This window comes from Gilliamella sp. B3023, assembly GCF_026536845.1.
Lineage (GTDB): Bacteria > Pseudomonadota > Gammaproteobacteria > Enterobacterales > Orbaceae > Gilliamella > Gilliamella apicola_E.
The window spans coordinates 201,060-225,861 of the sequence record NZ_JAFNNH010000001.1 but is presented as its reverse complement, the minus strand read 5'-3'; the positions used below and the strand labels follow the sequence as shown (position 1 = coordinate 225,861).

Annotated in this window: 20 protein-coding genes; 8 read left to right on the top strand and 12 right to left on the bottom strand. The window is 34.8% G+C overall.

What is annotated here, in order from left to right:
* The first annotated feature begins 103 nt into the window (after nucleotides 1-103).
* On the top strand, nucleotides 104-1,234 hold the full coding sequence (gene flhB / locus J3U16_RS01105; RefSeq protein ID WP_267342386.1) for a flagellar biosynthesis protein FlhB: 1,131 nt from the start codon (nucleotides 104-106) through the stop codon (nucleotides 1,232-1,234).
* 15 nt (nucleotides 1,235-1,249) lie between these two features.
* The gene (flhA, locus tag J3U16_RS01100; RefSeq protein ID WP_416380534.1) at nucleotides 1,250-3,331 is read left to right on the top strand and encodes a flagellar biosynthesis protein FlhA; all 2,082 of its coding nucleotides are present in this window, start codon (nucleotides 1,250-1,252) and stop codon (nucleotides 3,329-3,331) included.
* Nucleotides 3,332-3,365: 34 nt separating this feature from the next.
* Here flhA and J3U16_RS01095 read toward each other — a convergent pair whose 3' ends face one another.
* The 3 genes from J3U16_RS01095 to J3U16_RS01085 form a co-directional block, all read right to left on the bottom strand.
* Complete coding sequence (locus J3U16_RS01095) at nucleotides 3,366-4,748, bottom strand: NCS1 family transporter (RefSeq protein ID WP_065733626.1); 1,383 nt, start codon at nucleotides 4,746-4,748, stop codon at nucleotides 3,366-3,368.
* Nucleotides 4,749-4,790: 42 nt separating this feature from the next.
* Nucleotides 4,791-6,158, bottom strand: a complete 1,368-nt coding sequence (gene allB, locus J3U16_RS01090; protein ID WP_267342382.1) for an allantoinase AllB — start codon at nucleotides 6,156-6,158, stop codon at nucleotides 4,791-4,793.
* A 332-nt stretch (nucleotides 6,159-6,490) separates the two neighbouring features.
* Entirely contained in the window at nucleotides 6,491-7,126 is a 636-nt protein-coding gene (locus tag J3U16_RS01085) for an NAD(P)-dependent oxidoreductase (protein WP_267342380.1), read from the bottom strand.
* A gap of 177 nt (nucleotides 7,127-7,303) precedes the next feature.
* On the opposite strand from J3U16_RS01085, the gene J3U16_RS01080 reads away from it, so the two are divergent.
* Entirely contained in the window at nucleotides 7,304-7,639 is a 336-nt protein-coding gene (locus J3U16_RS01080; protein ID WP_267330834.1) for a winged helix-turn-helix transcriptional regulator, read from the top strand.
* 62 nt (nucleotides 7,640-7,701) lie between these two features.
* On the opposite strand, the gene J3U16_RS01075 is transcribed toward J3U16_RS01080, so the two are convergent.
* Nucleotides 7,702-8,232: a hypothetical protein gene (locus tag J3U16_RS01075; RefSeq protein WP_267342379.1), complete on the bottom strand. Its 531-nt coding sequence runs from the start codon at nucleotides 8,230-8,232 to the stop codon at nucleotides 7,702-7,704.
* A 197-nt stretch (nucleotides 8,233-8,429) separates the two neighbouring features.
* On the opposite strand from J3U16_RS01075, the gene treR reads away from it, so the two are divergent.
* The 3 genes from treR (at nucleotide 8,430) to treC (ending at nucleotide 12,719) form a co-directional block, all read left to right on the top strand.
* The gene (gene treR / locus J3U16_RS01070; RefSeq protein WP_065733630.1) at nucleotides 8,430-9,386 is read left to right on the top strand and encodes a trehalose operon repressor TreR; all 957 of its coding nucleotides are present in this window, start codon (nucleotides 8,430-8,432) and stop codon (nucleotides 9,384-9,386) included.
* A gap of 162 nt (nucleotides 9,387-9,548) precedes the next feature.
* The gene (gene treB, locus J3U16_RS01065; protein WP_267342378.1) at nucleotides 9,549-10,976 is read left to right on the top strand and encodes a PTS trehalose transporter subunit IIBC; all 1,428 of its coding nucleotides are present in this window, start codon (nucleotides 9,549-9,551) and stop codon (nucleotides 10,974-10,976) included.
* 69 nt (nucleotides 10,977-11,045) lie between these two features.
* The gene (gene treC, locus J3U16_RS01060) at nucleotides 11,046-12,719 is read left to right on the top strand and encodes an alpha,alpha-phosphotrehalase (RefSeq protein WP_267342377.1); all 1,674 of its coding nucleotides are present in this window, start codon (nucleotides 11,046-11,048) and stop codon (nucleotides 12,717-12,719) included.
* 58 nt (nucleotides 12,720-12,777) lie between these two features.
* Here treC and J3U16_RS01055 read toward each other — a convergent pair whose 3' ends face one another.
* The 4 genes from J3U16_RS01055 to J3U16_RS01040 all read right to left on the bottom strand — a co-directional run bounded on the left by J3U16_RS01055 (nucleotide 12,778) and on the right by J3U16_RS01040 (nucleotide 17,411).
* On the bottom strand, nucleotides 12,778-13,587 hold the full coding sequence (locus J3U16_RS01055) for an AraC family transcriptional regulator (RefSeq protein WP_267342376.1): 810 nt from the start codon (nucleotides 13,585-13,587) through the stop codon (nucleotides 12,778-12,780).
* 101 nt (nucleotides 13,588-13,688) lie between these two features.
* A complete protein-coding gene (locus J3U16_RS01050) occupies nucleotides 13,689-15,218 on the bottom strand; it encodes a DHA2 family efflux MFS transporter permease subunit (protein WP_267334056.1) in 1,530 nt (509 codons plus the stop codon).
* On the bottom strand, nucleotides 15,215-16,387 hold the full coding sequence (locus J3U16_RS01045; RefSeq protein ID WP_267342375.1) for an HlyD family efflux transporter periplasmic adaptor subunit: 1,173 nt from the start codon (nucleotides 16,385-16,387) through the stop codon (nucleotides 15,215-15,217). The genes J3U16_RS01050 and J3U16_RS01045 overlap by 4 nt, the downstream gene beginning before the upstream one ends.
* 268 nt (nucleotides 16,388-16,655) lie before the next feature.
* Complete coding sequence (locus J3U16_RS01040; protein ID WP_267342374.1) at nucleotides 16,656-17,411, bottom strand: hypothetical protein; 756 nt, start codon at nucleotides 17,409-17,411, stop codon at nucleotides 16,656-16,658.
* 149 nt (nucleotides 17,412-17,560) lie between these two features.
* On the opposite strand from J3U16_RS01040, the gene J3U16_RS01035 reads away from it, so the two are divergent.
* On the top strand, nucleotides 17,561-18,250 hold the full coding sequence (locus J3U16_RS01035; protein WP_267342372.1) for a JAB domain-containing protein: 690 nt from the start codon (nucleotides 17,561-17,563) through the stop codon (nucleotides 18,248-18,250).
* Nucleotides 18,251-18,255: 5 nt separating this feature from the next.
* Here the strand turns inward: J3U16_RS01035 and J3U16_RS01030 are convergent, their stop codons facing one another.
* From J3U16_RS01030 to J3U16_RS01015, 4 genes are all read right to left on the bottom strand, one after another.
* Nucleotides 18,256-19,464: a hypothetical protein gene (locus J3U16_RS01030; protein WP_267342371.1), complete on the bottom strand. Its 1,209-nt coding sequence runs from the start codon at nucleotides 19,462-19,464 to the stop codon at nucleotides 18,256-18,258.
* A gap of 1 nt (nucleotide 19,465) precedes the next feature.
* Nucleotides 19,466-21,508 carry an ATP-binding protein gene (locus tag J3U16_RS01025; protein ID WP_267342370.1) on the bottom strand — a complete coding sequence of 681 codons (2,043 nt, stop codon included), beginning with the start codon at nucleotides 21,506-21,508 and terminating at the stop codon, nucleotides 19,466-19,468.
* Nucleotides 21,509-21,562: 54 nt separating this feature from the next.
* Nucleotides 21,563-21,733 (bottom strand): hypothetical protein, encoded by a 171-nt coding sequence (locus tag J3U16_RS01020; protein WP_267342409.1) that lies wholly within the window; start codon nucleotides 21,731-21,733, stop codon nucleotides 21,563-21,565.
* Nucleotides 21,734-21,907: 174 nt separating this feature from the next.
* Nucleotides 21,908-22,729: a hypothetical protein gene (locus tag J3U16_RS01015; RefSeq protein ID WP_267342369.1), complete on the bottom strand. Its 822-nt coding sequence runs from the start codon at nucleotides 22,727-22,729 to the stop codon at nucleotides 21,908-21,910.
* Nucleotides 22,730-23,286: 557 nt separating this feature from the next.
* Here J3U16_RS01015 and J3U16_RS01010 point away from each other — a divergent pair.
* On the top strand, nucleotides 23,287-24,684 hold the full coding sequence (locus tag J3U16_RS01010) for an RtcB family protein (RefSeq protein WP_267342368.1): 1,398 nt from the start codon (nucleotides 23,287-23,289) through the stop codon (nucleotides 24,682-24,684).
* The last annotated feature ends 118 nt before the right edge of the window (nucleotides 24,685-24,802 follow it).

Sequence of the window (24,802 nt, the reverse complement as noted above, 5' to 3'; positions counted from 1 at the left end):
ATAACTATTAAATTAGGGTCTTATTAAGCCAATAACTTTATCAAGTTGCGTTCATACTGTGCTGTAAACGGTAATTAGGCAATAAAATTGATTTAATTAAGATATGGCTGATGATAGTGATCTAGATAAAAGCGAACAACCCACCGATAGCAAATTAAAAAAAGCCAAGGAAAAGGGACAAATCCCACGATCTCGCGAGTTAACATCGTTAATTATTTTGTTGGTTAGTATCCTATTATTTTGGATGATGGGCAGTCATTTTGTTGCTAATTTAAAAACAATTATTCAACACGCTATGTTGGTTGCATACCGAACAGATGATGATAAACAAATTATTTTCAATTTAATTAATTTATTAACCGCTGGATTTTGGTCGATTTTACCTATTTTTTTCGGATTAGTCATTATTGCCATCATTGCACCTATGGGAATTGGTGGTTTACTTTTTAGTTTGCAATCAATTAAACCCAATTTTGGTAAATTGAATCCGATTAGCGGATTTAAAAGAATTTTTAGTATTCGAATTTTTTCAGAGTTATTTAAAAGCCTGCTTAAAGTTGTTTTAATCGGTTTTGCCGTGACATTGTTTCTAATCAATCAATTTCCAAATATGCTTTCGCTGCCAAATATGTATTTAAATAGTGCATTATCTAACGTTATGCAGCTGCTTATTTATTCAGGAATATTAACTATTTTAGCTTTAATTCCTATGGTTGGATTTGATATTTTTTATCAAATCTGGAGTAATTTAAAAAAATTAAAAATGTCTAAACAAGAGATTAAAGACGAGTTCAAGGAGCAAGAAGGTAATCCACAAATTAAAGGTCGCATTCGCCAGATGCAACAAGCAATAGCAAGACGTCGAATGATGAAAGATGTACCAAAAGCCAATGTTATTATCACTAACCCAACTCATTATGCTGTTGCACTACAATATGATGATAAAACTATGTCTGCCCCTAAACTGATAGCTAAAGGTACCGACAATATCGCTATCAAAATTAAAGAAATTGCCCAAGAGCACCGCATTCCACAATTAGAGGCTCCCCCTCTCGCTCGGGCTTTATATCGCTATGGTGAAATAGGACAAACCATTCCAGCCGAACTCTATGCTGCCGTTGCGCAAATTTTAGCCTGGGTTTATCAATTAAAACGTTGGCATAAACATGGTGGTGATAAGCCTCAAAAACCAACGAATATACCGATCCCTGAATCTTTATCCGTGAATGAGTAAAAGTAAATCTCTATGATGAAATCAAAATTAGCCAATTTATTATCAGTAAATCTATCAAAAAGTGGTCACTATCGAATTTTAACAGGGCCAATGCTTATTTTATTGATTCTTTCAATGATGGTATTACCTTTACCTGCATTTATATTGGATCTGTTTTTTACTTTTAATATTGCATTATCAATTATAATTTTGATTGTTGCCTTGTTTACTAAGCGGGTTTTAGATTTTGCAGCGTTTCCTACAGTTCTGCTTTTTGCAACGTTATTACGACTATCTCTAAATGTTGCTTCAACTCGGGTTGTACTGTTAAAAGGTCATACTGGTAGTGATGCAGCAGGTAGAGTTATTGAGGCTTTTGGACATTTTTTAGTGGGCGGTAATTTCGCTATTGGTATTGTTGTCTTTATTATTTTAGTGATTATCAACTTCATGGTAATCACTAAAGGTGCTGGTAGGATAGCTGAAGTTGGTGCTCGCTTCGCATTGGATGGTATGCCGGGTAAGCAAATGGCAATTGATGCTGATCTCAATGCTGGATTAATTGGTGAAGATGAAGCCAAAGCACGGCGCGCGGAAGTTACACAGGAAGCCGATTTTTATGGCTCAATGGATGGTGCGAGTAAATTTGTACGTGGTGACGCCATCGCTGGATTACTAATTATGGCCATAACCATTGTTGGTGGATTATTAGTTGGGGTAATGCAGCATGGTATGACATTTTCAGATGCAAGTAAAACCTATGTATTACTGACTATTGGTGATGGTCTAGTTGCACAAATCCCTTCACTGATTATTTCTACCGCTGCGGGTGTAATTGTGACTCGGGTTACCTCACAAGAAAACATTAGCGATCAAATGCTCAAACAGTTATTTAATAATCCTCAAGTATTAATATTAACTGCGGTTGTTATTGGTTTGCTTGGACTTATTCCAGGGATGCCAAATTTAGTATTTTTAATGTTTACTGCGGTATTATCAGTAATTTCTTGGTGGTTAACCAAACAAAAGAGAGTTGAGAAAACAGTTGCTACTCCACCAAAAAGTGTTGCAGCGCCAACAAATGTTGACGCTTCATGGTCTGATGTCAATATTGAAGATATCTTAGCGATGGAAGTTGGATACGGGCTCATTCCTATGGTTGATCAAAACCAAAATGGTGAATTACTTGGTCGAATTCGTAGCTTGCGTAAAAAGTTTGCGCAAACATTAGGCTTTTTACCGCCTCAAGTTCATATTCGGGATAATCTCTCGTTATCACCTTATCAATATAAAATTTTTATAAAAGGTGGTGAAATTGGTCAAGGCGAAATTATGAATAATAAGTGGTTAGCGATCAACCCCGGCACAGTAACCGAAACTATCGAAGGCATTGAAACTATTGAGCCGGCTTTTGGTTTACCTGCTGTTTGGATAGATGAAAATGACAAAGAAAATGCACAAATATTGGGTTACACTGTTGTTGATACTAGTACCATGATTGCCACCCATTTCAATCATTTGTTACATCAATTTGCCAGTGATTTATTGGGACGATTAGAGACACAAGAATTATTGGATCGAATAAAGCAGGATATTCCTAAATTAGTCGAAGATTTTATTCCTGACGTAGTGCCTTTAACTACTTTTCATAAAATTCTACAAAACTTGCTTGCTGAAAAAGTATCGATTCGTGATATGCGCACAATTATTGAGACGATTTGTGAACAGGCACCAAATCAAAATGATGCCTATCATTTACTCAGTATTGTTAGAATAGCGCTAGGGCGTGTGATTACCCAACAATGGTTTCCTGGGACGGAACCGATAAGAGTAATTGGATTAAATATTGATTTAGAAAGAATATTACTGCAAGCTTTGCAAAATACTAGTAATGTTGAACCGGGACTAGCAGAACATATTCTTCAACAACTCAAACAAGCATTAAATCAGCAAGATGCAATGGGAGCGCCGCCTGTTTTATTGGTTAATCACACATTAAGAGCGATGCTCTCCCAGTTTTTAAGACCTAATTTTCCTCAATTAGCTGTGTTATCTAATTTAGAAATACCTGATAACCGAAAGATCCAAGTGACATATCAAATTGGCAGTGAATTATGATAAATTTACTGCACAATATTGATCGTCATTTAATCTATTTTTTTTCAAATATTGTCCCTTTTTTGAAAGGTGAGTTTTTAAATGAGAATTTAGTGAGCAATATATAACTTATACCACCAACAACAAAGCCGACAATCCATGTTAAGCTCACTTCATAAAATGCAGCTGCTGATCCAATAAGCATCGCTAGAATAGCAGCGGGGTTAAATCCAGCAAATTGACCGTTGTTATCATATAGTGTATTTACATCAATTTTTTGGCGACGTAACAGATAGTATTCCACCAACAAAATTGCCACAATTGGTCCCAAAAATGCGGAGTAAATTAGAATAAACAAGCCTAATCCTTTTGCTGAGGTATCCTGAACAAGAACCCAAGGAAAAGAAGCGATAGCTAATAATCCTGTAATGGTTACTGCTACTTTATATTTAGCTTTTGTTAATAACGTAATTACGTAAGCTGGTGGGATGATATTAGCAACGATATTTACAGCAATGGTACCTAATACAATAAAGGATGATACCACAATGGTGATATATGGATTATTTACTACAATCGCAAATGCTTTAACTGGATTAGAGTTACCTGTGACTGAAGCTAACATCACACCAATAGTAATAATAAAACCGTAAGCAACAAAAATTGGTAGAAAATAGAGGAGCCCCCTTTTTTTATCGCTAAAACCAGCTTTTAGTTCTCGTGAGTAATCAGCTGCACTAAGAAAAATTGCAGCGTAATTACCTAAGAACATCATAATGAAGCCGCAGAATGGTAATCCCCAAGTTCCTTCGGTATTTACCCATTTGTCTATAATAATTTCTTGATGATTATTGAGTAATATAATAAAGACATAAATTAACGCACAAAGAATAACAATTGAAATTAACGTTTCTACCCATTTTATTGCATGGAATCCATAAAGCGACAAAGCGATTTGGAAAAATTGTAAAATAAGAAAACAGATAAATATATTATTAAAATCACCATTAGATAATATTCTAATAATTTCATTGAGCGCAGTTGCACCTATCCAACTTTGAAATCCATACCAAACAATAGCAGGAATACCGCGAAGTAATGAAGAAATAATAGCGCCTTTTATACCAAATGACATGCGAAGTTGTACCACATAAGGAATACCTGTGCGATATCCTAAGCGATCATTAAAAACAAAAATTGTCGTGATAATCAATATTGCAATTAATGTTGCGGCAAAAGTTTGGAAAATATTCATGGTGGCAACACCAGCTACAACTAAGCTTGCACCTAAGGTCATATTACCCAAATTCATGCCATCGCCAATCCACATAAAAGAATAGGCTAAAGGATTCATAGTTCGATCTTTGCTAGATTTGGGTAATAAAGAACTATCAATCTGCATCGATGTATTTGGTGATTGTGCTGTATTATTCTTCATGACTTTCCTTCCCTACTTATTTCTGTCGTTTCAATTCCATTATTAACGCCGAATAAATTCACCTCTTGGTGTTGAATTAATACCGGCATTAATTTGATAAATAGTTTTGCCTCGTAATAATGTTTGAACCACTTGTGCACCAATTTGTCGTCCTACATAAGGACTAAATTTATTACGATATTCGAGATCTTGCTCTTTTAATACATAGCTAGAATGAGGTTTAATAAAGATGATGTCAGCATCTTTACCTACTTGAATTGAACCTTTAGTTGGTAAGTTGTATCTTTCAGCTGGGTTTTTAGCGATGATATCGGCAAATTGTTTTAATGACATACCCCGTTTTTGTACGGCTTCATCAAACATAATATCCACATTATTTTGAACACCAGAAATTCCGCCCCAAGCATCAAAGGCATTGGCTTTGTCTTTTAAATCGTAAGTACATGGTGAATGGTCAGACACCGCAGTGATGATGTGGCCAGCAAATAGATATTTCCATAATCCTTCTTGAGCTTGCTGATCACGGATTGGTGGTGAACATTTTGCAATTGGTCCAATAGCATCCAATTGGTCTGTAGTAAAATAGAGGTAATGGATACAGGTTTCGCACGTCACATTAATGCCTTCTTGGCGTGCTTTGATAACCTCTTCAACTCCTTCTGGACAAGCGACATGGCATATATGAATCGGGCACCCAGTTTGTTTAGCGAAAAAGATTGCTCGACGAATTGCTTCAATTTCAGTAAATGCCGGACGGGTTGCTACATATTGTGATAATTTACTTTCGCCTCGTGCTTTAGCTTGTTGCCCTAAAATATCAGTAATTGCGGCATTTTCTGCATGGATAGCTAGCACTTTACCGGTTTTAGCAATTTGGCGCATTCCTTCCCATAATGCGTAATCATTTACATTGGCAAAATCACCGTCAAGGTTTGGATCACCACAGGTTGCCATAAAACATTTAAATGCCGCGACACCTTCTTCGACTTGTTCTGCAATACCATTATTGGTCAGATTATAAGGAACTAATCCACCATAAGAAGCAACATCGACATAAAGTTTTCCCTCACCAGCAGCATATTTGGTACGAAGAGTTTCGCCACTAGTAGTGGCAGGGAGTTGGTTAAGAGGCATTTCAACAAAGGTTGTTACGCCACCTTTTGCACATGCTTTTGTTCCTGTGATATAGCCTTCCCACTCATGACGAACACCACCTGGTTCACTAATATGAACATGAATATCAACCATTCCAGGACTAACAATCAAGCCATTAGCATCAATAATTTCATCGGCTTGCACTAAATTAGGGCCAATTGCTGCAATTTTGCCATTTTTTATTGCAATATCGGTATAAGTTTCGCCAGATTCGAGAATGACAAGACCATTTTTAATAATGAGATCGTACTGCATAATAATTTTCCCAACTGAATTGATTACAAATTAGACATATACTAATTCATATTATCAGTATTATTTGTTTTATCAAATTTTCATAATAATCTTTATACTTATGCAATAAACGTGCCACAAAATCAAAAAGTAAGTCATAACTGACATGATTTGGTTTTCTGTAAGTGTAATTGCACTAAAATGATCCATTTAAATCAGTTTGGTTAATTTTTTTGCACCATTTTGGGTGATTAGATAGGAAAATCGAATAAAACATTGGAATGATTAGATTATGTGCCTTACATTAAAGTAAACCTTTTAGGTATCGCTATTAATGTAAGGTCTTGAAAATATTATTTAGTAGCTACAGTAAAACGTTGTTTAATGTGTTTTGCATTCTCCGCTTCATCAATCATCGCGATTGCATAGTCAGCATAGCTGATTTGACTTTTCCCTTGGCTATTAACCAAAATTTGCTCGCCACCAACAATATAATGACCAGTTCTTGGACCATCAGCAATAAACTCAATTGCTGGGCTTAGATAGGTCCAATTTACATCATTACAAGTTCTTAATTGATCTAAAGCTTTTGCCATGTTATTGGCTAATGGTTTAAATTCATCTGGGAAATCCGGAGAGTCAACTAAACGAATAGTATGCTCAGGATTGACATATAAACTACCTGCACCGCCTACAACTAATAAACGATTAGGTTTACCGCTTAAAATATCAGTTAAGTGTTTTAAGCTAGTTTGATGTTGTGGAAGGGTTTCTGGCGTCCATGCCGCAAAAGCATCAATAATGACATCAAAAGGTTTCAAATTTTCATAAGTTAGATCAAACAGATCTTTAACTAGAATTTTTGCCTTAGGGTCAACATGAGCGTTGGGATTACGAACAATCGCCGTTACATCATGTCCACGCGCAATTGCTTCTTTAACGATCAGACTACCTGACTTACCACTAGCACCAATAACCGCAATTTTCATTTTTTACTCCTTTATTAATTTATAAGTATTGTTTGATTCAGGTTTTAAATTGGAAAAATCTTTTAACAATTTGATATTTTTAGGTTAATATTCTAAGTATCTATTGTAAAGTAGGTACCAAGCAGTAATATAGTTACCGAAATGATACTATTATTGAATTTAAAGGATTTTTAACTAATGTCACTCAACGTAATTTTACCTCCTTGCCCTGTCGAAATTACCCTTATGTTAATGGGTGATAAATGGAAAGTCTTAATCGTTCGTGATTTATTAACAGGTACAAAACGCTTTGGAGAATTAAAAAAATCACTAAACGGTATATCTCAAAAAGTCTTAACCCAACATCTAAGAACAATGGAAAAAAACGGCTTAATCAGCCGCAAAGTCTATGCCCAAGTACCACCTAAAGTGGAATACACATTGACCGATGTCGGGCAAAGTTTAAAACAAGTGCATGATGCTATGTTAGCGTGGGGAAGTGCTTATAAATCAAAACAAAGTGCTAATAAATAGGTTTATACATAAGTAATGTTAGTAAACTAATAGCATGATCTTCATTAAGCAAAAAATTATGGCTAATTAGCCTCAAATTTAGAACAAATGAAATAAAATTCATCCGGCTTTGAGTCTTTATACTGACCAATAACGATTGTATCTGGGTAAAGATTATTGTCAGTAATAGGGGTAATTTCCTTTCGGAATATGTCTGTATCATTCAAAGGAATAGGTTCTTCACAGCTGCGTAATATAGGGTTAACCTCAATCAATTTAGCGAACTTGTACATATCACCTTTGGCTTTAGCATAAAAAGATGTGACAAAATTATCGCTTTCATAACGAATCATATTAACCCATACATTCTTAACTTTAATAGGTTGCTCAAAATAGTATTCGATTTCATTTATACTATCTTGTTTTTTTATAGTAATTTTTTGTTTTGCAAGTTCAGCAATGATCTTTTTATCTTCTATGGCAAAAGGCTTTGACTGACATAATAAAGCTGATCTAAATTGTTCTGTTATAGTCTTTGTGTCATCACTAGACGCATATCCAGATAAACTCAAAAAAAATAGCGTGTAACCTAAAAGTAAATATGATTTTTTCATAATTCATTGTCTATATGAGGTTATTAATGCTTTGTTGATTCAGTTAAGTTTTGTTTCTCTATAAAATCTCAATCCAATTATAAATGAAGAATAAGCAATAGTTAATAATTTTGATATTAACTTATTAGCCAACCTATCGCCATTTTGTTAAAACTATATTACTATGATTTAATTGATTTTCATTCTAAAAATTGATTATGAATAAGCCATCACCGAATTTAACCATTAAAGATATTGCCAAATTGAGCGGGGTGAGTAAATCCACTGTTTCGCGAGTTATTAATCACGACCCAATGGTGAAGGAATCGACACGTAACAAAGTGATGGCAATTGTTGAACAATATCAATTTACCCCATCCAAATCAGCTAGAGCAATGCGTGGTTATGGTAATAAAGTGATTGGTATAATTGTTACTCGCCTTGATTCCATATCCGAAAATCATGCAGTTCGAAACATGTTACCTGTTTTTTATGCAAATGGTTATGATCCGATTATCATCGAGAGCCAATTTAGCCCGCAAAAAGTCGAAGAACACCTGACAATGTTAAAAGAAAAGCAAGCTGACGGTGTAGTGATTTTTGCTTTTACAGGATTGAATAGCTCTCGACTGACATTTTGGCAAGATAAATGTGTGGTTATTGCTAGGCCTTTTTCTGATTATACTTGCATTTGTTATGATGATGTAGGGGCGGTAAACAAAGCATTAACCTATTTATATCAAAAGCATAAAAAAATTGGCTATATTGGTATTACTAAACAAGATCAGACTACTGGCGAATTACGCTACCAAGCGTATACTAATTTTTGTCATACTCATAAACTTAAGCCAAATGCGGTGCTTGGCAAATTAAGCTATTATTCTGGTTATGAGCTTGCCGAGTCAGTATTGGTTGATTCACCAACAGCAATCATTTGTGCTACCGATTCAATTGCTTTAGGCCTAAATAAGTTCTTATCTGAAAAAAATATCAATAATATTGTTGTTATTAGCATTGGTAGTAGTGAGCTGCTTAAATTTTTGTTTACCAAAACGATTACTGTCGATCTTGGTTTTGATAAAGCTGGTACTTATGCTGCAAACGAGTTATTGCAAATACTACAAAGTGGAGCAAAACCTAAAATTATTACGGTTCCTTCCCAAATACTCATTTAACTATTTTTGAGTGATATATTGCCTAAAATTGTGAGGTTTATCACAAAAAGGGAACGTTCCCATTTATTTAAATAATAATTCAATTTATGCTTAATTGTTACCAAATTAGAGTCAAAATAATTAAAAAATTTTGGCTTAAATTGAAAATAAGGAGACTTAACAATGGCAAAAGCACCTAAAATTTCAACAAAATCAATTATGCAATTGATTGAACTTGTTGGAGGAAAAGAAAACATTGCTAGTGTTACCCATTGTTTGACAAGATTAAGGTTTGCGCTTGCTAATCCCAAATTAGCCAATGTTGAAGCGATTGAAGGATTGTCTTTTGTCAAAGGATGCTTTAATAATGCCGGGCAGTTTCAGGTTATTATTGGAACGGATGTTGATAGTTATTACAAATTATTGATTGAACAATTAAATATTGACGAAGCGACCAAAGAGCAAACAAAAGCCGCAGCTAAACAAAATATGTCATGGTTTGAACGGTTAATCTCAAATTTAGCTGAAATTTTTGTACCATTATTACCTGCAATGATTGCGGGTGGTTTATTACTCGGCTTGCGTAATGTAATTGGTGAAATGCCAACTATTAACGATAAACCGCTTACTGACACGTATACTTGGTTGGTACCTATTCATAGTTTTCTTTGGTTACCGTGTGAAGCGATTTTCCACTTTTTACCGGTGGCTATTTGCTGGTCTACAGTCAAAAAAATGGGCGGTTCTCCTGTGTTAGGGATTGTTTTAGGCATAACATTGGTTTCTCCACAACTGATGAATGCTTATAATCTAGGGAAAATCGTTCCTGACGTGTGGGATTTTGGTTGGTTTACGATTCAAAAAGTCGGCTATCAAGCTCAAGTGATTCCATCTATTTTTGCCGGTTTGGCATTGGGATGGATCGAAACTCGATTACGTAGAATTGTCCCTAATTACCTAACTTTAGTGATTGTACCAATCGTATCACTACTATTAGCCGTCGTCCTTGCACATTTTCTTTTAGGGCCAATCGGACGAATGTTAGGCAATGGTATTGCTTATGTGGTTAAATACTTAATGACTGGTGATTATGCCTTCATTGGTTCGGCAATTTTTGGATTCTTTTATGCACCGTTGGTTATTACTGGAATTCACCATACTACATTAGCTATCGATATGCAGATGACAGAAAGTATGGGCGGTACACCAATTTGGCCAATCATTGCTTTATCCAATATTGCTCAAGCTTCAGCCGTTGTTGGCATCATTTTGATCAGTCGAAAACATAATGAGCGCGAAGTTTCCATTCCTGCTGCTATATCCGGCTATCTAGGTGTTACTGAGCCAGCTATGTACGGTATTAACTTACGCTATAAATTCCCAATGTTCTGTGCCATGGTTGGTGCAGCTAGTGCTGGCTTAATCTGTGGTTTATATGGTGTATTATCTAATGGTATCGGTGTGGGAGGATTGCCTGGTATCTTATCAATAAAACCTGTTTATTGGTCAATTTATGCCTTAGCAATGCTAGTAGCGATTATTGTTCCAATCGCATTAACCATCATTGTTTATAAAATAAAACAGAAAAAAGGCACACTAAATATTCAATAATGATAATAAATAGTAATTCACCCGTTTTATGTGAATTTAATTTTACTGATTAAAAATAAAGAGCAAACAATGAATACGAACGAAATCCCTTGGTGGCAAAATGGTACTATTTATCAAATCTATCCCAAAAGTTTTCAAGCCAGTGGTGCGAGTTCAACGGGGGATTTATTAGGTATCATAAGTCGATTAGATTATCTGAAAAATCTGGGAATTAGTGCGATTTGGTTAACGCCAATTTATCCTTCTCCGCAAGTAGATAATGGTTATGATGTATCGGATTATTATGATATTGATCCGGCTTATGGCACGATGGACGACTTTGAATTATTGGTTAAGCAGGCGCATGAACGTGATATCCGTATTATGATGGATATGGTATTTAACCACACTTCAACAGAGCATCCATGGTTTAAATCCGCCTTAGATAAAACCAGCCCATTTCGATCGTTTTATATTTGGAAAGATGCCAAAGCTGACGGATCAGAACCCAACAATTGGCGATCTAAATTTGGCGGCAAAGCCTGGCAGTGGCATGAGCAATCAGGACAATACTATTTACATCTATTTGCAAAACAGCAAGCCGATCTTAACTGGGAAAATCCAACCGTTCGCCAAGAGATCAAAAATGTCTGTCAATTCTGGGCAGATAAAGGCGTCGATGCATTAAGGCTGGATGTGATTAATTTAGTCTCTAAACAGCAAGACTTTCCGGATGACGTGAATGGTGACGGACGAAAATATTATACGGATGGCCCGAAAATACACGAATTTTTACAAGAGTTAAGCCGAGATGTTTTTCAACCTAATGACTTAAAAACCGTGGGTGAAATGTCATCAACTACATTAGAAAACTGTCAAAAATATGCCGCATTGGATGGCAAAGAGTTGACCATGACGTTTAATTTTCATCATTTAAAGATTGATTATCCAAATGGGGAAAAATGGACGCTGGCTAAGCCTGATTTACTTGAACTCAAAAAGATACTTGGCTATTGGCAAGTGGGTATGCACGGTAAGGCGTGGAATGCAATTTTCTGGTGTAATCACGATCAACCTCGCATTGTGTCACGTTTAGGTAATGAAGACCAATACCACAACGAATCAGCAAAAATGCTGGCGATGATTCTTTATGGACTACAAGGCACGCCATATCTTTATCAAGGTGAAGAGATTGGGATGACCAATCCCCATTTTACTCATATTTCGCAATATAAAGATGTGGAAAGTCTTAACATCTACCAAGAAAAAATTGCCGAAGGTATGTCAGAGTCTGACATGTTAGCGATTCTTGCTAGTAAATCACGGGATAATAGCCGAACGCCAATGCAATGGGATAATACTGCCAATGCCGGATTTAGCCAAGGTAAACCTTGGATTGAGGTGGCAAATAATTATCCAAAAATCAATGTTAAAGCAGCACTTAACGATCCCAATTCAATCTTCTATTGCTATAAAACTTTAATCAAATTACGCAAAACATACCCGATCTTTATTTTCGGTGACTATCAAGATCTAACGCCTGATAATGCTGATTGTTGGTGCTATGTCAGACATTGGAATAATCAAACGTTACTTGTGATAGCCAATCTGACCGAAAATACGGTTAAATGGCAATTGCCTAAAGCATTGGAAAATAGTTCTTGGCAAAACTTGTTAAGTAATTACTCAAATCAAACAGAGTTTGAAGGTGAAATGGTATTACAACCTTATGAGGCTATGTATTTGTTGCACGAAAATAATTAGCAATTTTTAACATACTAAAATTAACGCAGAATTGAATGGCTCAGCTGGGTCTGGTGAGTTATTTTTCTGCTGGCTTATGCAAACAATAAATATGTTTACCATGTTTATTGTTTGGCAATTTTTGATTATAAATTAACGCTCGTTTCAGCTCTGAGGGTCTTAATCCGAAACTTGCAACACAAGTTCGGCTAAAGTGAGCTGAATCGGCAAAGCCCATATCATTAGCTAACGTTGTTAAAGTTGCCGATGCGTCAAGCGTATTAATAACATCACGCAATCTTTTCCATAACAGATAGCCTCGGAAATTAATACCTAGATTTTCTCGAAATAAATGTAAAAAACGACTTTCGGATAAATAAATTTTATCAGCAATGTCTTTTGAGGATATCTGTTTTACCGGCAATAACGAAATTATTGAAATTGCTTTAACTATTCGACTATCTTGCCGACAAAGACAACTGGTATTAGGGCGATATAATAAATTAACAATATGCTCGACATCGAATACCTGTTTATTTTCAATAGTATGTATAAAATATTGTGCCAGTATTGAGGCTTCTTCACGCGATAAACGATAAATAGGATCGTTTTCGGTAAAATGTGACAACAAATGAAAATAAGGCGCGTCGGGTTCGAGTAAAAAATTGATAGCGCAAGTTGTATTTAATTTATGTGACAGATTTGAACGAATAATAAAACCAAATTCACGATACTTTTTATCTTCTGTTTCTAAACTTAAAAAAATATCGTTTAGTGATATCGTTAATTGTAAACAAGGATGGCGATGAAAATCGGTATTAACGTTATGGAGAAAGTACAAAGTTGCTGAGTCTTGTTCATCTAATTGAATCACTGAATCAATATGCAAAATGCGCTCTCCTGCTTATTTTATATCTGAATACTATACCAATGATTGATACTTAACTCCTGCCACAAAATAAAAATCACATTGACTTGATTAGCCAAGTATCAATTAACCTTCACTGAAGATTTTGCTAACCATACTATACCAATTAAACCTAAAAATATCATACCATATAGCCAAAATATTTCATTAATGCCAATTAATAATCCTTGATTGGTAATCTGTTGTGCCAGCATAGCTGACACTTGCATGTTAGATAAATCTAGTTGATTGAACTGTTGATAAGTGTAATTTAATGCTTGGGAATTTTGATAAATTATATCAGTCAATTGACTGTGATGAATCACTTCACGACGCTCCCATAAAGTAGCGGTTAACGAGGTACCAACTGATGTCGACAACGTTCTAAAAAAGTTAAAAATACTGCCGGCAATTGCTAATTTATGAATAGGAATATCAGATAAAATAATAATATTTAATGGCATAATAAAACACGCTATCGCAAAACCTTGATAAAACTGCGGCCATGCTGCATCAGCAAAAGTCATGTTTGATTCAAATGTATATGCTCGCCAAAAAAAACAGAGTGCAAACACAATAAAGCTAAACGTCACCACTTTTCGCATATCAACATTTGAAGCAAATCGGCCAATTATTGGCGCAAGAAAAATAGGAACCAAACCAATTGGCGCCAACACTAAACCGGCGTAAGTTGCAGTATAACCAAACACACGTTGTAATAATTGTGGTTGAATAACCAGCGTGCCAATATGGAGTAAAAATGCCAAACTGATACAAATTGTGCCAATGGTAAAATTTCGGGATTTAAAAACGGATAAATCAATAATTGGATAATCTGTTGTTTGTTCCCAAATAATAAAATAACTAATAAAAACAACAGCTAATACAGAAAGAATAATAATCTGATTAGAATTAAACCAATCAAGCTCTTTTCCTCTATCTAATACCAGTTGTAAACACCCCACGCCAGCTATAAATAAAACTAATCCAATCCTATCAATGGGTAGTTTGCTGGTAGCCGTTTCACGATCTTTTAATAAAAGGTGAACACCAAACCAAATGATGATCCCGAAAGGAATATTGATTAAAAAGATCCATCCCCAAAAATAATTATCACTAATCCAACCACCTAGAATTGGACCACAGATTGGCGCAATAATAATTGTCATTGACCATATGGCTAATGACATATTTTTTTTGGCCGGCGGGCAATACGCTAATAGCAAGCTTTGCGATAGAGGGATGATTGGTCCAGAAACCATACCTTGCAATAATCTTGAAAAAATCAGCATGGCTAAACTATTTGAAATACCACAAAGCCAAGAAGTGACTACGAAAAATAAGATAGAATAAGTAAATAATTTCACTTCACCAAAGCGCTGAGCTAACCATCCCGTTAAGGGGATCGAAATAGCATTAGCAACGGCAAAAGAGGTGATAACCCACGTTCCTTGCGAATTTGAAGCACCAAGATTACCCGTAATGGTTGATAACGCCACATTAGTAATTGTTAAATCCAAAATCTGTAAAAACGCGATTACCGCTAATAAAATAATTAGTAAGATAAATCTGATGCCAGTTAAAGGCAATGAGGACGCTTTACTTTGATTCATTGAACAATCTGCGTAGCGTAGAAATTGGTTTTTACAATATCCTCAACGAGCTGCTCAAATTCAGTTTCATCAAAAGAAAGTGAATCCGTTTGATATTTTATCGTCTTCGCTGGAATATCGGTTAAAAGCTTACCTGACGTATCATGCGTATCCACATTAACATTCATTGATAAGCCTATACGTAATGGAAATTGTTTAAGTTGCGCTTTGTCTAATTCAATCCGTACCGGTAAACGTTGAATCACTTTGATCCAATTTCCTGTCGCATTTTGTGCAGGTAGCAAAGAAAAAGCGCCACCGGTGCCCATCGCAATACCACTTATCTTTCCTTTATACTCAACTTTTTCACCATAGTAATCACTTTCTAAGGTAACTGACTGACCGATACGAATATCGTTTAACTGTACCTCTTTAAAATTTGCTTCTACCCATACTTGATCTAATGGAACAATAACCATTAAACGCTCACCTTTAGTCACTTGTGTACCAACTTGGACACTTCGCCTCGCGACATACCCAGTTACAGGTGCGGTGATTTTGGTTCGCTTTAAGTTAAGCCAAGCTTGTTTTAATTTAAAAATTGCTTGCTGAATACTTGGTTGTTCTAATAATGGCGTTTTCATTAGTAGCGCATTATTAATGGCTAATTCATGCTGAGATATCTTTAAATCATTAATAGCAAAATCGACATCTTGCCTTGCATGAATAATCTCTTCTTTTGAAATAACCTTTCGTGACCAAAGATTCTCCCGGCGTTCAAGATCTTGCTTAAGTTTGTCTAAGGTGACTTGTTTTAACTGAATGCTGGCTGAAAGTTTTTCATTTGTGATCTGAATTTGATGCAACTCTCTAATCGCTTTGATTAACGCATTTTTGGCATAACCAAATTCATTTTCTGCATCAACTGCATCAATCGTTGCTATCACATCATTTTGTTGAATAAAATCGTTATTATCGACATTAATCGTCAATATTCCACCATTTACTTGCGCATCAACCGGGACCTGATTACCCATAACATAGGCATTATCAGTTGATTGATTAAATCGACTAAACATAAACCAATAAACGCCATAAGCCAAAGCAAAAAAAAGAAATAATAGCGTTAATATAATCAGCTTCTTTTTACGTTTAATTGGGTGCGGTGGCGAATCTATCTCTTTATCCATACTTTTGTCCGTCTTACTACAACATCATTAAGGGTAGAAAACAGTAGTATTAGATAGATAATTGGCTTTGTCTTGAATAAAGTAGCTAACTTGATTTTAAATTGATATAGCTGATTTATTTGAATGAATTTTGGTTAATATATCGACTATAGAATGTAGAAAGCAAAAACAGCAGTCAAAATTCTATAATCGCGATTTTAAAGAGAAATCATTTAACGTGCTGATTGAAACGGTATAGACTCCTCAATCTTTTTTACAAAGATATGAATCAAAAATGTGATTTATGCCTAAAACGAGAGCCAACGGTGGGTAAAAATGTTGCTCCGGCTTTAACATCTAACCAAATTTGCCGATAACGTTGGCGTCGCTTTACTCGGCAATAATTCGCCAATATGGAAAACCCTTGCTTTTCCATTATCCACAGAAAACAGGACTTCCATTTAGAGGCGGTATTGGAGTTAATCCCTAATTGCTGATTAGCGGTTTTAAGGGTTTCACCTTGTAGCAATAAGTCAACAAAAGGTAACCACAGTTCGCAATGAGATAAATGATCTAATTGATATTTTTTGAGTGGATTAAACGTGCGTCGACAGCTTCGGCAACGAAAATTAAGGCGGTGACCAATACGAACCGTCAGAGGTGATTGGCAATAATCGCAAGGCATGACGGTTTTACTGAGCAAATCTTTAAGCCATAATTTAAATGCTTGCGCTTGCTGACTGACCTGGTTAGGGGTGGTTTTCTCAAGGTCTAATACCGCTTGATAAAGGTCAGGCTCATGCTGTTCCAGCAATTGCCGTATAACATTATCCCGTCTACCAGCTGCACGTGGTGATAGGTTGAACCGGACTGCAATAAAACTGTGGGGCTGAGCCGTTAAGGTGTACGGAGCAATATCAATCAGCAATGATGTCGGTTTAAGGCGCAGGCATAAAGGACTTGCTGCAACTAACTTGGGCAACTGTTGCAAAAATCGCTCAGCAGCAGGCTGTTGCTTACTCGGTAAAATTGCATGATACATCATTACGCTCCTTATAACGGTATAGACTCCTCAATAATTTTCACAAACACTATAACCTAAAAAGTAAACAGTTGGAATTGTTTAATTAACGACTGCCCAGCCTAAACAGAATATGCTATATTATTTTTTAACTGATTTTACAAGGTGATACGATGGATATTAAACTGACTAAGCATGACAAACGCTATATTGAAGGCACAGATGATGTGTACAGCATTATGCAACGTGTGTTATTGCGTGATAACCAAATCGACCAAGAAAAAGAACATCTTTGGATGATTGGCATGAATCAAGCTGGTTATATTCTGTACATCGAACTGATTGCGCTTGGCAGTTATAAATCGGTCGACGTTGAACCGATGAATGTATTTCGTGTTGCGGTGATGAAAAACGCCTCACGCGTGATATTAGTTCACAACCATCCGTCAGGATCGCTGACGCCGTCGGATGCCGATAAAGATATCACCGATCGCCTCATTCAAGTTGGCCGTATTCTAAATATCGACCTAATCGACCACCTAATCATCACCCCAAAATCCTATATTAGCTTTCGCAGTACTAAACTTATGGACGAGCTAGAACAAAGCCTAAAATACGTACCGACTTATCAAGTGATTGATATGATCCGTAAGGAAGAAAAAAAGATCGCTAAAGAGAAGTTGGCGGTTGAAAAGGATAAGACAAAAACAGCTCAACAAAAAGCAAAAGAAATAAAAGTAAAAGCTGAGACTGAAAAGAAAATATTGATTAATGCATTGTTAGAAAAAGGTGTTTCGGTTGAAGATATTGCTAAGATTTTGAGGATAACGGTGAAGGGGGTGGAGAGGGTTGTGAAAAAATAACCCTCTTAGGTAGTTTTTCTATGAATAATAACAAACTCTTTACTCATTGAAAAAACAGGATTGTTGTTTACTTTCGATGTTAATTTTGGTATTCGTTTATTAGGAATCTCTCGGTTGCATTCATAGATATTTCTAAAATTTTTATGTTCTAAGTATTCTTGGGTGATTGATGTTAGGTTGATATTAACTCCATCAACAGTACGATTTCCCAAAGTCAACACAATATATTTTTTGGTAACTCTGCATAGTTCATCAAGAAATAAGAAATAATCTTTAAAAAAGCTAATTACTTTTTTTTGTTTTGAAAATGATATATTGTCTAAATATGGTTGTAAAAGTGATTTTCCAATTTCATTTTTAATCGGACCTTTATAAAATCCACCTAAACTCTTTCGATCTATTGCCGAATAATTATCTAATTCCCAACCATCAAAAGCCAAATCTTTTTTATCAATCCAATGGAGTGCTAGTGATGAAAACTGTCCATAAGGTACTGTTGTTGCATTATCCCCATAGGGTGGCGAAGATATAGATAAATCTATTGAATTTTTTTTGAATTTAGCCAATTGTTTTAAAGAATCGTTTTTATATAAATTTAAATTAGAAGATGAAATAGTGAATTTTGAAATATTTTGTTCAACGCTAGTAATAAAATCATCTATTAAATTATTCTTCATACGTTGAATACATTCAATATTTTTAACGTGTAGTTTATATGTTGAACTACGTGAATTACTATATTTTCGAATAAATGTACTTAAAATTGACCAAAAATAGAGTCTATTCTTTTTACTTTTTATCAAAATAATAGATTGGCGAATTTTTTTTAGACTGATAATAATATCCGAACGAAACCATTTATTCATATTGGGAAATGAAAAATCATCTATTTCAACACTATCTAAATAATTTTTTAATTTTTCTATATCAGTTTTTATACTTTTTGTTATTCCTTGTAATTTCACTTTTGTTATTAAATAGGCTAGAGGATTGATATCACAACCAACTAGTTTAATATTAGGACATAATTCCAATGCTTCATAAAGTGCTGTACCAGAGCCAAAAAAAGGGTCAAAAACAGATTCAATATTTTCCGATTTTAAAAGTTCTTGAAGAATAAGATTTTGAACTGGTGCTATCATAGTTGCAGGATAAAGTGCTAAACCATGTATATCATTTTTTTTGTAATTACGGAATGATATATCACCTAACATTTTATTTCCCTTTACTGTTTAGTGGCTCTGGTTTTTTACATTCAGAAATAATATTATCAGAAACATTATATAACAAGGCATCAGAAAGAACAGCAAATAACACTGCTTTTTTTGCTATATCATTTATTTCTGAATCAGTTAAATAAAGCATTGATTTATGCGCTCCTAAATGAGCTTTTTTCACCATATTTAAAAATTCTTCTTTATCTAATAACTTATTGAAAGACTTATAATCTATAGCTATAGCTTTACTCAATTCAGTCTTCAGTTTATTATTTAATGCTATGAATTCAATAATATATTTAACTCTAGATTCTAATTCATTTATAGTTAAGGAAATTGGGAAAATATTAGGATCTTTATTTTTTAAATAATCACTACATAACTCAAAGATACTTCTCAATGCGCAAGCAATGGTTTCATTATATTCTCCTTTTTGTTTATAAATTTTTTCAAGTTGAACTATTAATTTCGAAACATATGGAATCTTGATTGAATAGTCTTTAGTTAAAGGAAGATTAAATAAACTTTTTTCACTGTTAGCTGTGATCTTAGCTTCCGGTAATTCAAATATTAGTTTTAAGTTTTCAACTACCTTTCCAGTTATTGAATCATTGTAAATATATTTAATTGTTTTTTCACATGGTAAATCCTGACTTTGTAAAATAAACTTAGTTGCTTTTTTTCCATCGATTTCTATTTGTATATCTTGAACAAGATCTATCTGCTCCCCGCTACTATTACAAGCAAAAGTAATTTCTTTTAAAAGATTTATTTGTCGTGAAGGGATAGTTATTCTTTTTAGTTTTTGTCGTAAAGTTATTTGAGCAGGTTGAGGTAAAAGACTACTTTCTTTACCACTTGTTGATGTAGATTTGTTTATATCATAAGGATATGCAGCCCCTGTTTCGATATTTCCAAATTTTTCTTTAATTTCATGCCTATAAAAAGAGCCATACTCCTGAATCTTTTGGTTTAATTCATTTAACTTTTCCTTGATGCTAGATGTCAATTTGTTTTGTACAAAATTAGTTCTATCAGAATTAAACTCCATTAAAGGATGAGAACTAATAATTTTAATATGGCCAATTAGTTGTGGTAATACATTCCCAGATCTCTTTTTTCTGAATATACTTGGGTCGAATAAAGTATAATTATGAAATAAATTATTATTGACATAAATTAATGGAATTAGTGCATCATCATGTTCTCGATAATATAATTGTGAAACTTTTTTCGTACCGCCTGACTTAAAAGAATATGCAATTAACTCTATATCTAATATGTATTCATTAGTATTAATGTCATACTTTATTTCATTATATTTTCCACCTTTATAAAAAAACTCAATTTTTGCTTTTTTGGATGAATATGTAATATAAAAAAGCTGATCTTCTTTATCTATATCTACAAAATTAGCATGCCTTTCATTTTCATATTGACCATGATTTGTCTTTAAAACTATTTTAAATTGATCATCATAAAAGGCATTAACTAATTTTTTAATATTTTTGTCATGTGAAAAATATTTCTCTAAATCATCATTATCGTCTTGACAGATATCAATTATAATAGTCGTACCTTTTTCGGTAGATGTTTCTTCTTTTGTTTTTACACGATAGGAAGCAATATTTTTTAGTGAAATTAATTCATCTTTATTGACTGAAAATGTTATCTTTTTTCCATTTTTATTTGTTACCCATGTAACATTATCGCCAAATTTAAAAACAGATAAAAAGCCTAATCCTTTGGAACCCTGTGTATATCTTTTTAATTTGCTTTCCTTATTACTGATAAGTTTTCCAAACTTTTTTTCACTAATGGAAATATGGAAAAGCTTCTTAATACTTTTATCATCCATTCCTAAGCCATTGTCTTTAATAACCAATTTTTTATTAATTGTATCAAGGGTGATAATAACTTCTGTTGCAAAGGCGTCATAGGCATTTTTAATAAGTTCATTTAAAGCAACTATATAGGTAGGTATTTTATCTGAAAGTTCACTAATTATATTACCACCTACTCTCATTCCAATTGGTTTCATATATTTCCTTTATTTTCTTTTAAAAAAAAAGATAAGTTATAAAGATTATCTAAATTATATACAAAAAATTTTACGAATAAAGAAATAGTTATCAATCTTGGTTTCATATACTACTTTTGGGATTTCATCAATCACATTAGCATCTTTTCGACATTCAACATGTGCCGTTGCTTTGATTTGGTCTTCAATGGTAAATCTGTTTCTCGTCGCTGTTGGGCTTATCACTCACTACACAATATGAAAAAACCATCTCATTTGGTAAATTATTGTTAAATATATCTTTTTGTTGTTTCGAGAACGAAAAAACAGAAGAGTAATGATGCCGACAGGCTAAAAAATATTTGGTGGGCTGAGTTGGGATAAGATTAACAGCCCCTAGAGCAAATTAGAGATCACGCATTAAAGCCCAAATAATTGCTTCACCATTTGTTGATTGTATTTATCCTGACCACGCCAATAAGTGGCATATACCCAATCGTGTTTTCCCCTTGTTGGGCGCTCATAAGAAGCGGGTTGTAAAATCCCCACACAAGCCAAAATCTCAATAACGGTGTTACGTTCATCCTGATTGGATTTAAAGTTAGGTACATCCGTCAGTTTATCACTCAGTGAACCCGGGTAATCATCTTGCTGACAGGATGCAATAATGGCTAATATCCCTTTTAAAATAGCTATATCATCTTTGGTCGGTTCAGAGATTGCCTGTTTAGTGAATTGCATGAGATCAAAGTAGGTATAAAGTAAATCACCATGACGCACTCCTCCCCACTTTATTCGTTCAAAGTTTAAGATATTTAAATCTGCTTTGACGTAGTTTTCATTACCTATCATGCCATATTTGAGATCTCGGCAGACCTGACACGTATGGGATGAATGACTCATTTGGCCATCTTGATAAGATTGACCAGACACGACTGGCGTATATTGATGTGCTGTCATTAATTTGGCGATAAAGTATGATGCAATACCTGAGCGCCAATCAAGTCGCCGCGTTGATAAGCTGCTCAAAAATGCTTTGGCAACGTGTTCAAGTGTGATTGTGGAGACGATGTTTATGATTTTATTGACACAATCATCGTGTGATATGGTAATGGGATCAAACATTAATCCTTTTTCTTTCGCATACGCGAAGTCGTTCGGCTCTGTTTTTATCTCCTTTCTGTCTTTCCAGCCATTTTTCCAATAGGTTTGAAACAAAATCTTTTTTGCTTTTTTGTCCATTTAATCACCGTATTTGTCTATTTTACTTTGAATTAGCCCGAGTAAACCCTCTAGCCATTGAGTTTAACCCATTGCGATAAATGATCAAATTCAGCAGTGATTTGATGTTTTTCTTTTACTGCAATTAGCTTCGATCCGTCATTAAAAGTCACGTGCTAATCTTTAGCAAGCAAATAGTGTGTTTACACTTGTCCAAGCCCAAAGCCAAGTTTCAGAAGCATAGGAAAACCTTACCAATATTTGGATTGAAAAATACAAATCATCACCCAAAATGATCTGCTGTTTTTTGCATATCAATCTGCCAAGGTTGACCATCAGTAACACCTTTTAAGATTTAAATAAACTTCATCAATTTATCGGTGAGTTTGCTATTTTAAAGCAAATGAGCGAGTCATAAAAATAAATTTATCAGACTTACTATATCAATTTTGTCCTTTACAAATAAATAATCAGCGTATAGAATTCATCCGCTTTCCTGAATAGTGCTGCTGCAGGAAAACAGTAATTATCTTCTCAATTTGAGGAGACGCTTTTTTATTGTTTTCTAGGTGGCTATTATGTCTACATTTTCCCGTTTACAAAAACGTTTGTCCCGTCTTGGGATTGAAAGTCATTTTAATAATGATATTTATACTTTAAATAAAGAAAATACTTCTGCTCAGATTTTGTTACCGAGTCCATTGCCTTTAGAGCAAAAAGCAGTAGAGCAGCTTCTGAACTTTGCATCAGTGAACGTCCCTAATAGTGTAGGGAAAGTTTGCATGGCTCGTGCTACACCTGATTTTCATCCGGGTGCGGTTGCGCCTGTTGGTAGTATTGTTGCAACTACACAGGATTTAGTTATTCCGGCAGCAATTGGTACCGATATTAATTGCGGTATGCGGCTTTTTACCACGGGTTTAAGCTTTGATCAGGTGTGTGAACAAAAATCGACAATTATTGCACAATTAAAACGTGTGTTATTGCAAGATGAGCGTGATGTACCTGTTACTCCACACTCTTTTCAAGCATTATTCGATCAAGGCCTTGCAGCATGGTTATCGGCGTTACCGCAGCAAGGTTTGTGGAATTCAGTTAATTATGAACGATTACACGCAGAGCTTAATAAAATATCGGGTAATCACTTAATTAAGGCAGATAGTCAGTATGCGCCTGAAGCCTTTTTTGAAAAACGCAATATTATCCGCCCAGCGAGTTTAGGTACAGTCGGATCTGGCAACCATTTTGTCGAGTTACAAATTGTTGATGATATTATCGATCGACATTTAGCTTATCAATTAGGTCTTGAAAAAAATAGTGTTGTCGTCATGATTCACACTGGATCGCGTGATGTCGGTTTTTACATTGGTCAGCGTTGGCAAGATAAAGCAAAAGCTTTATGGCCGATTAATGAAAAACAACCAAAATCAGGATTGTTTGGTTTAACAGATAGTCACGCACAAGCCTATTTACAAGCTATGGGCGTTGCTGCGCGTTATGCTTGGATTAATCGAATTGTGATTACCGAATTGATACGTAAATCACTTGCAACTATTTTTCATCAAGATAATAGTCAACTCGTGGTCGACATTTCGCACAATATCATTTTGCCTGAACATGAGATGAATATTCATCGTAAAGGGGCGACGCCTGCTTATGCTGGTCAGATAGCTTTAATCCCTGGCTCAATGGGTGATCACTCTTATGTGGCAGTAGGAAAAGGTAATGCTGATTGGTTATGGTCTTGCTCACACGGTGCAGGTCGAGCAGAAAGACGACAAGCTATGCGTAGCAAAAAAGTTGAATATGATAAGGTTAATTTGCCATGGCAATGTATTACCTTAAAAGAAGAACGCCTACGTGAAGAGGCTCCTACAGCCTACAAACCGATCACACCGGTGATTGACGCACAACAAAACGCCGGTTTGATTCAAACAGTGGTTAAACTTAAGCCGTGGATTACGTTTAAGGTGTAATTTTTATACAACAACCGCATTGAATTGGCTTGATGCGGTTTTAAAAATTACTTTGTTTGCGCAAGCATTGGCTAAATCAGCAAAAAAACTCACAACAACTTGTTTATAGCAAACAATA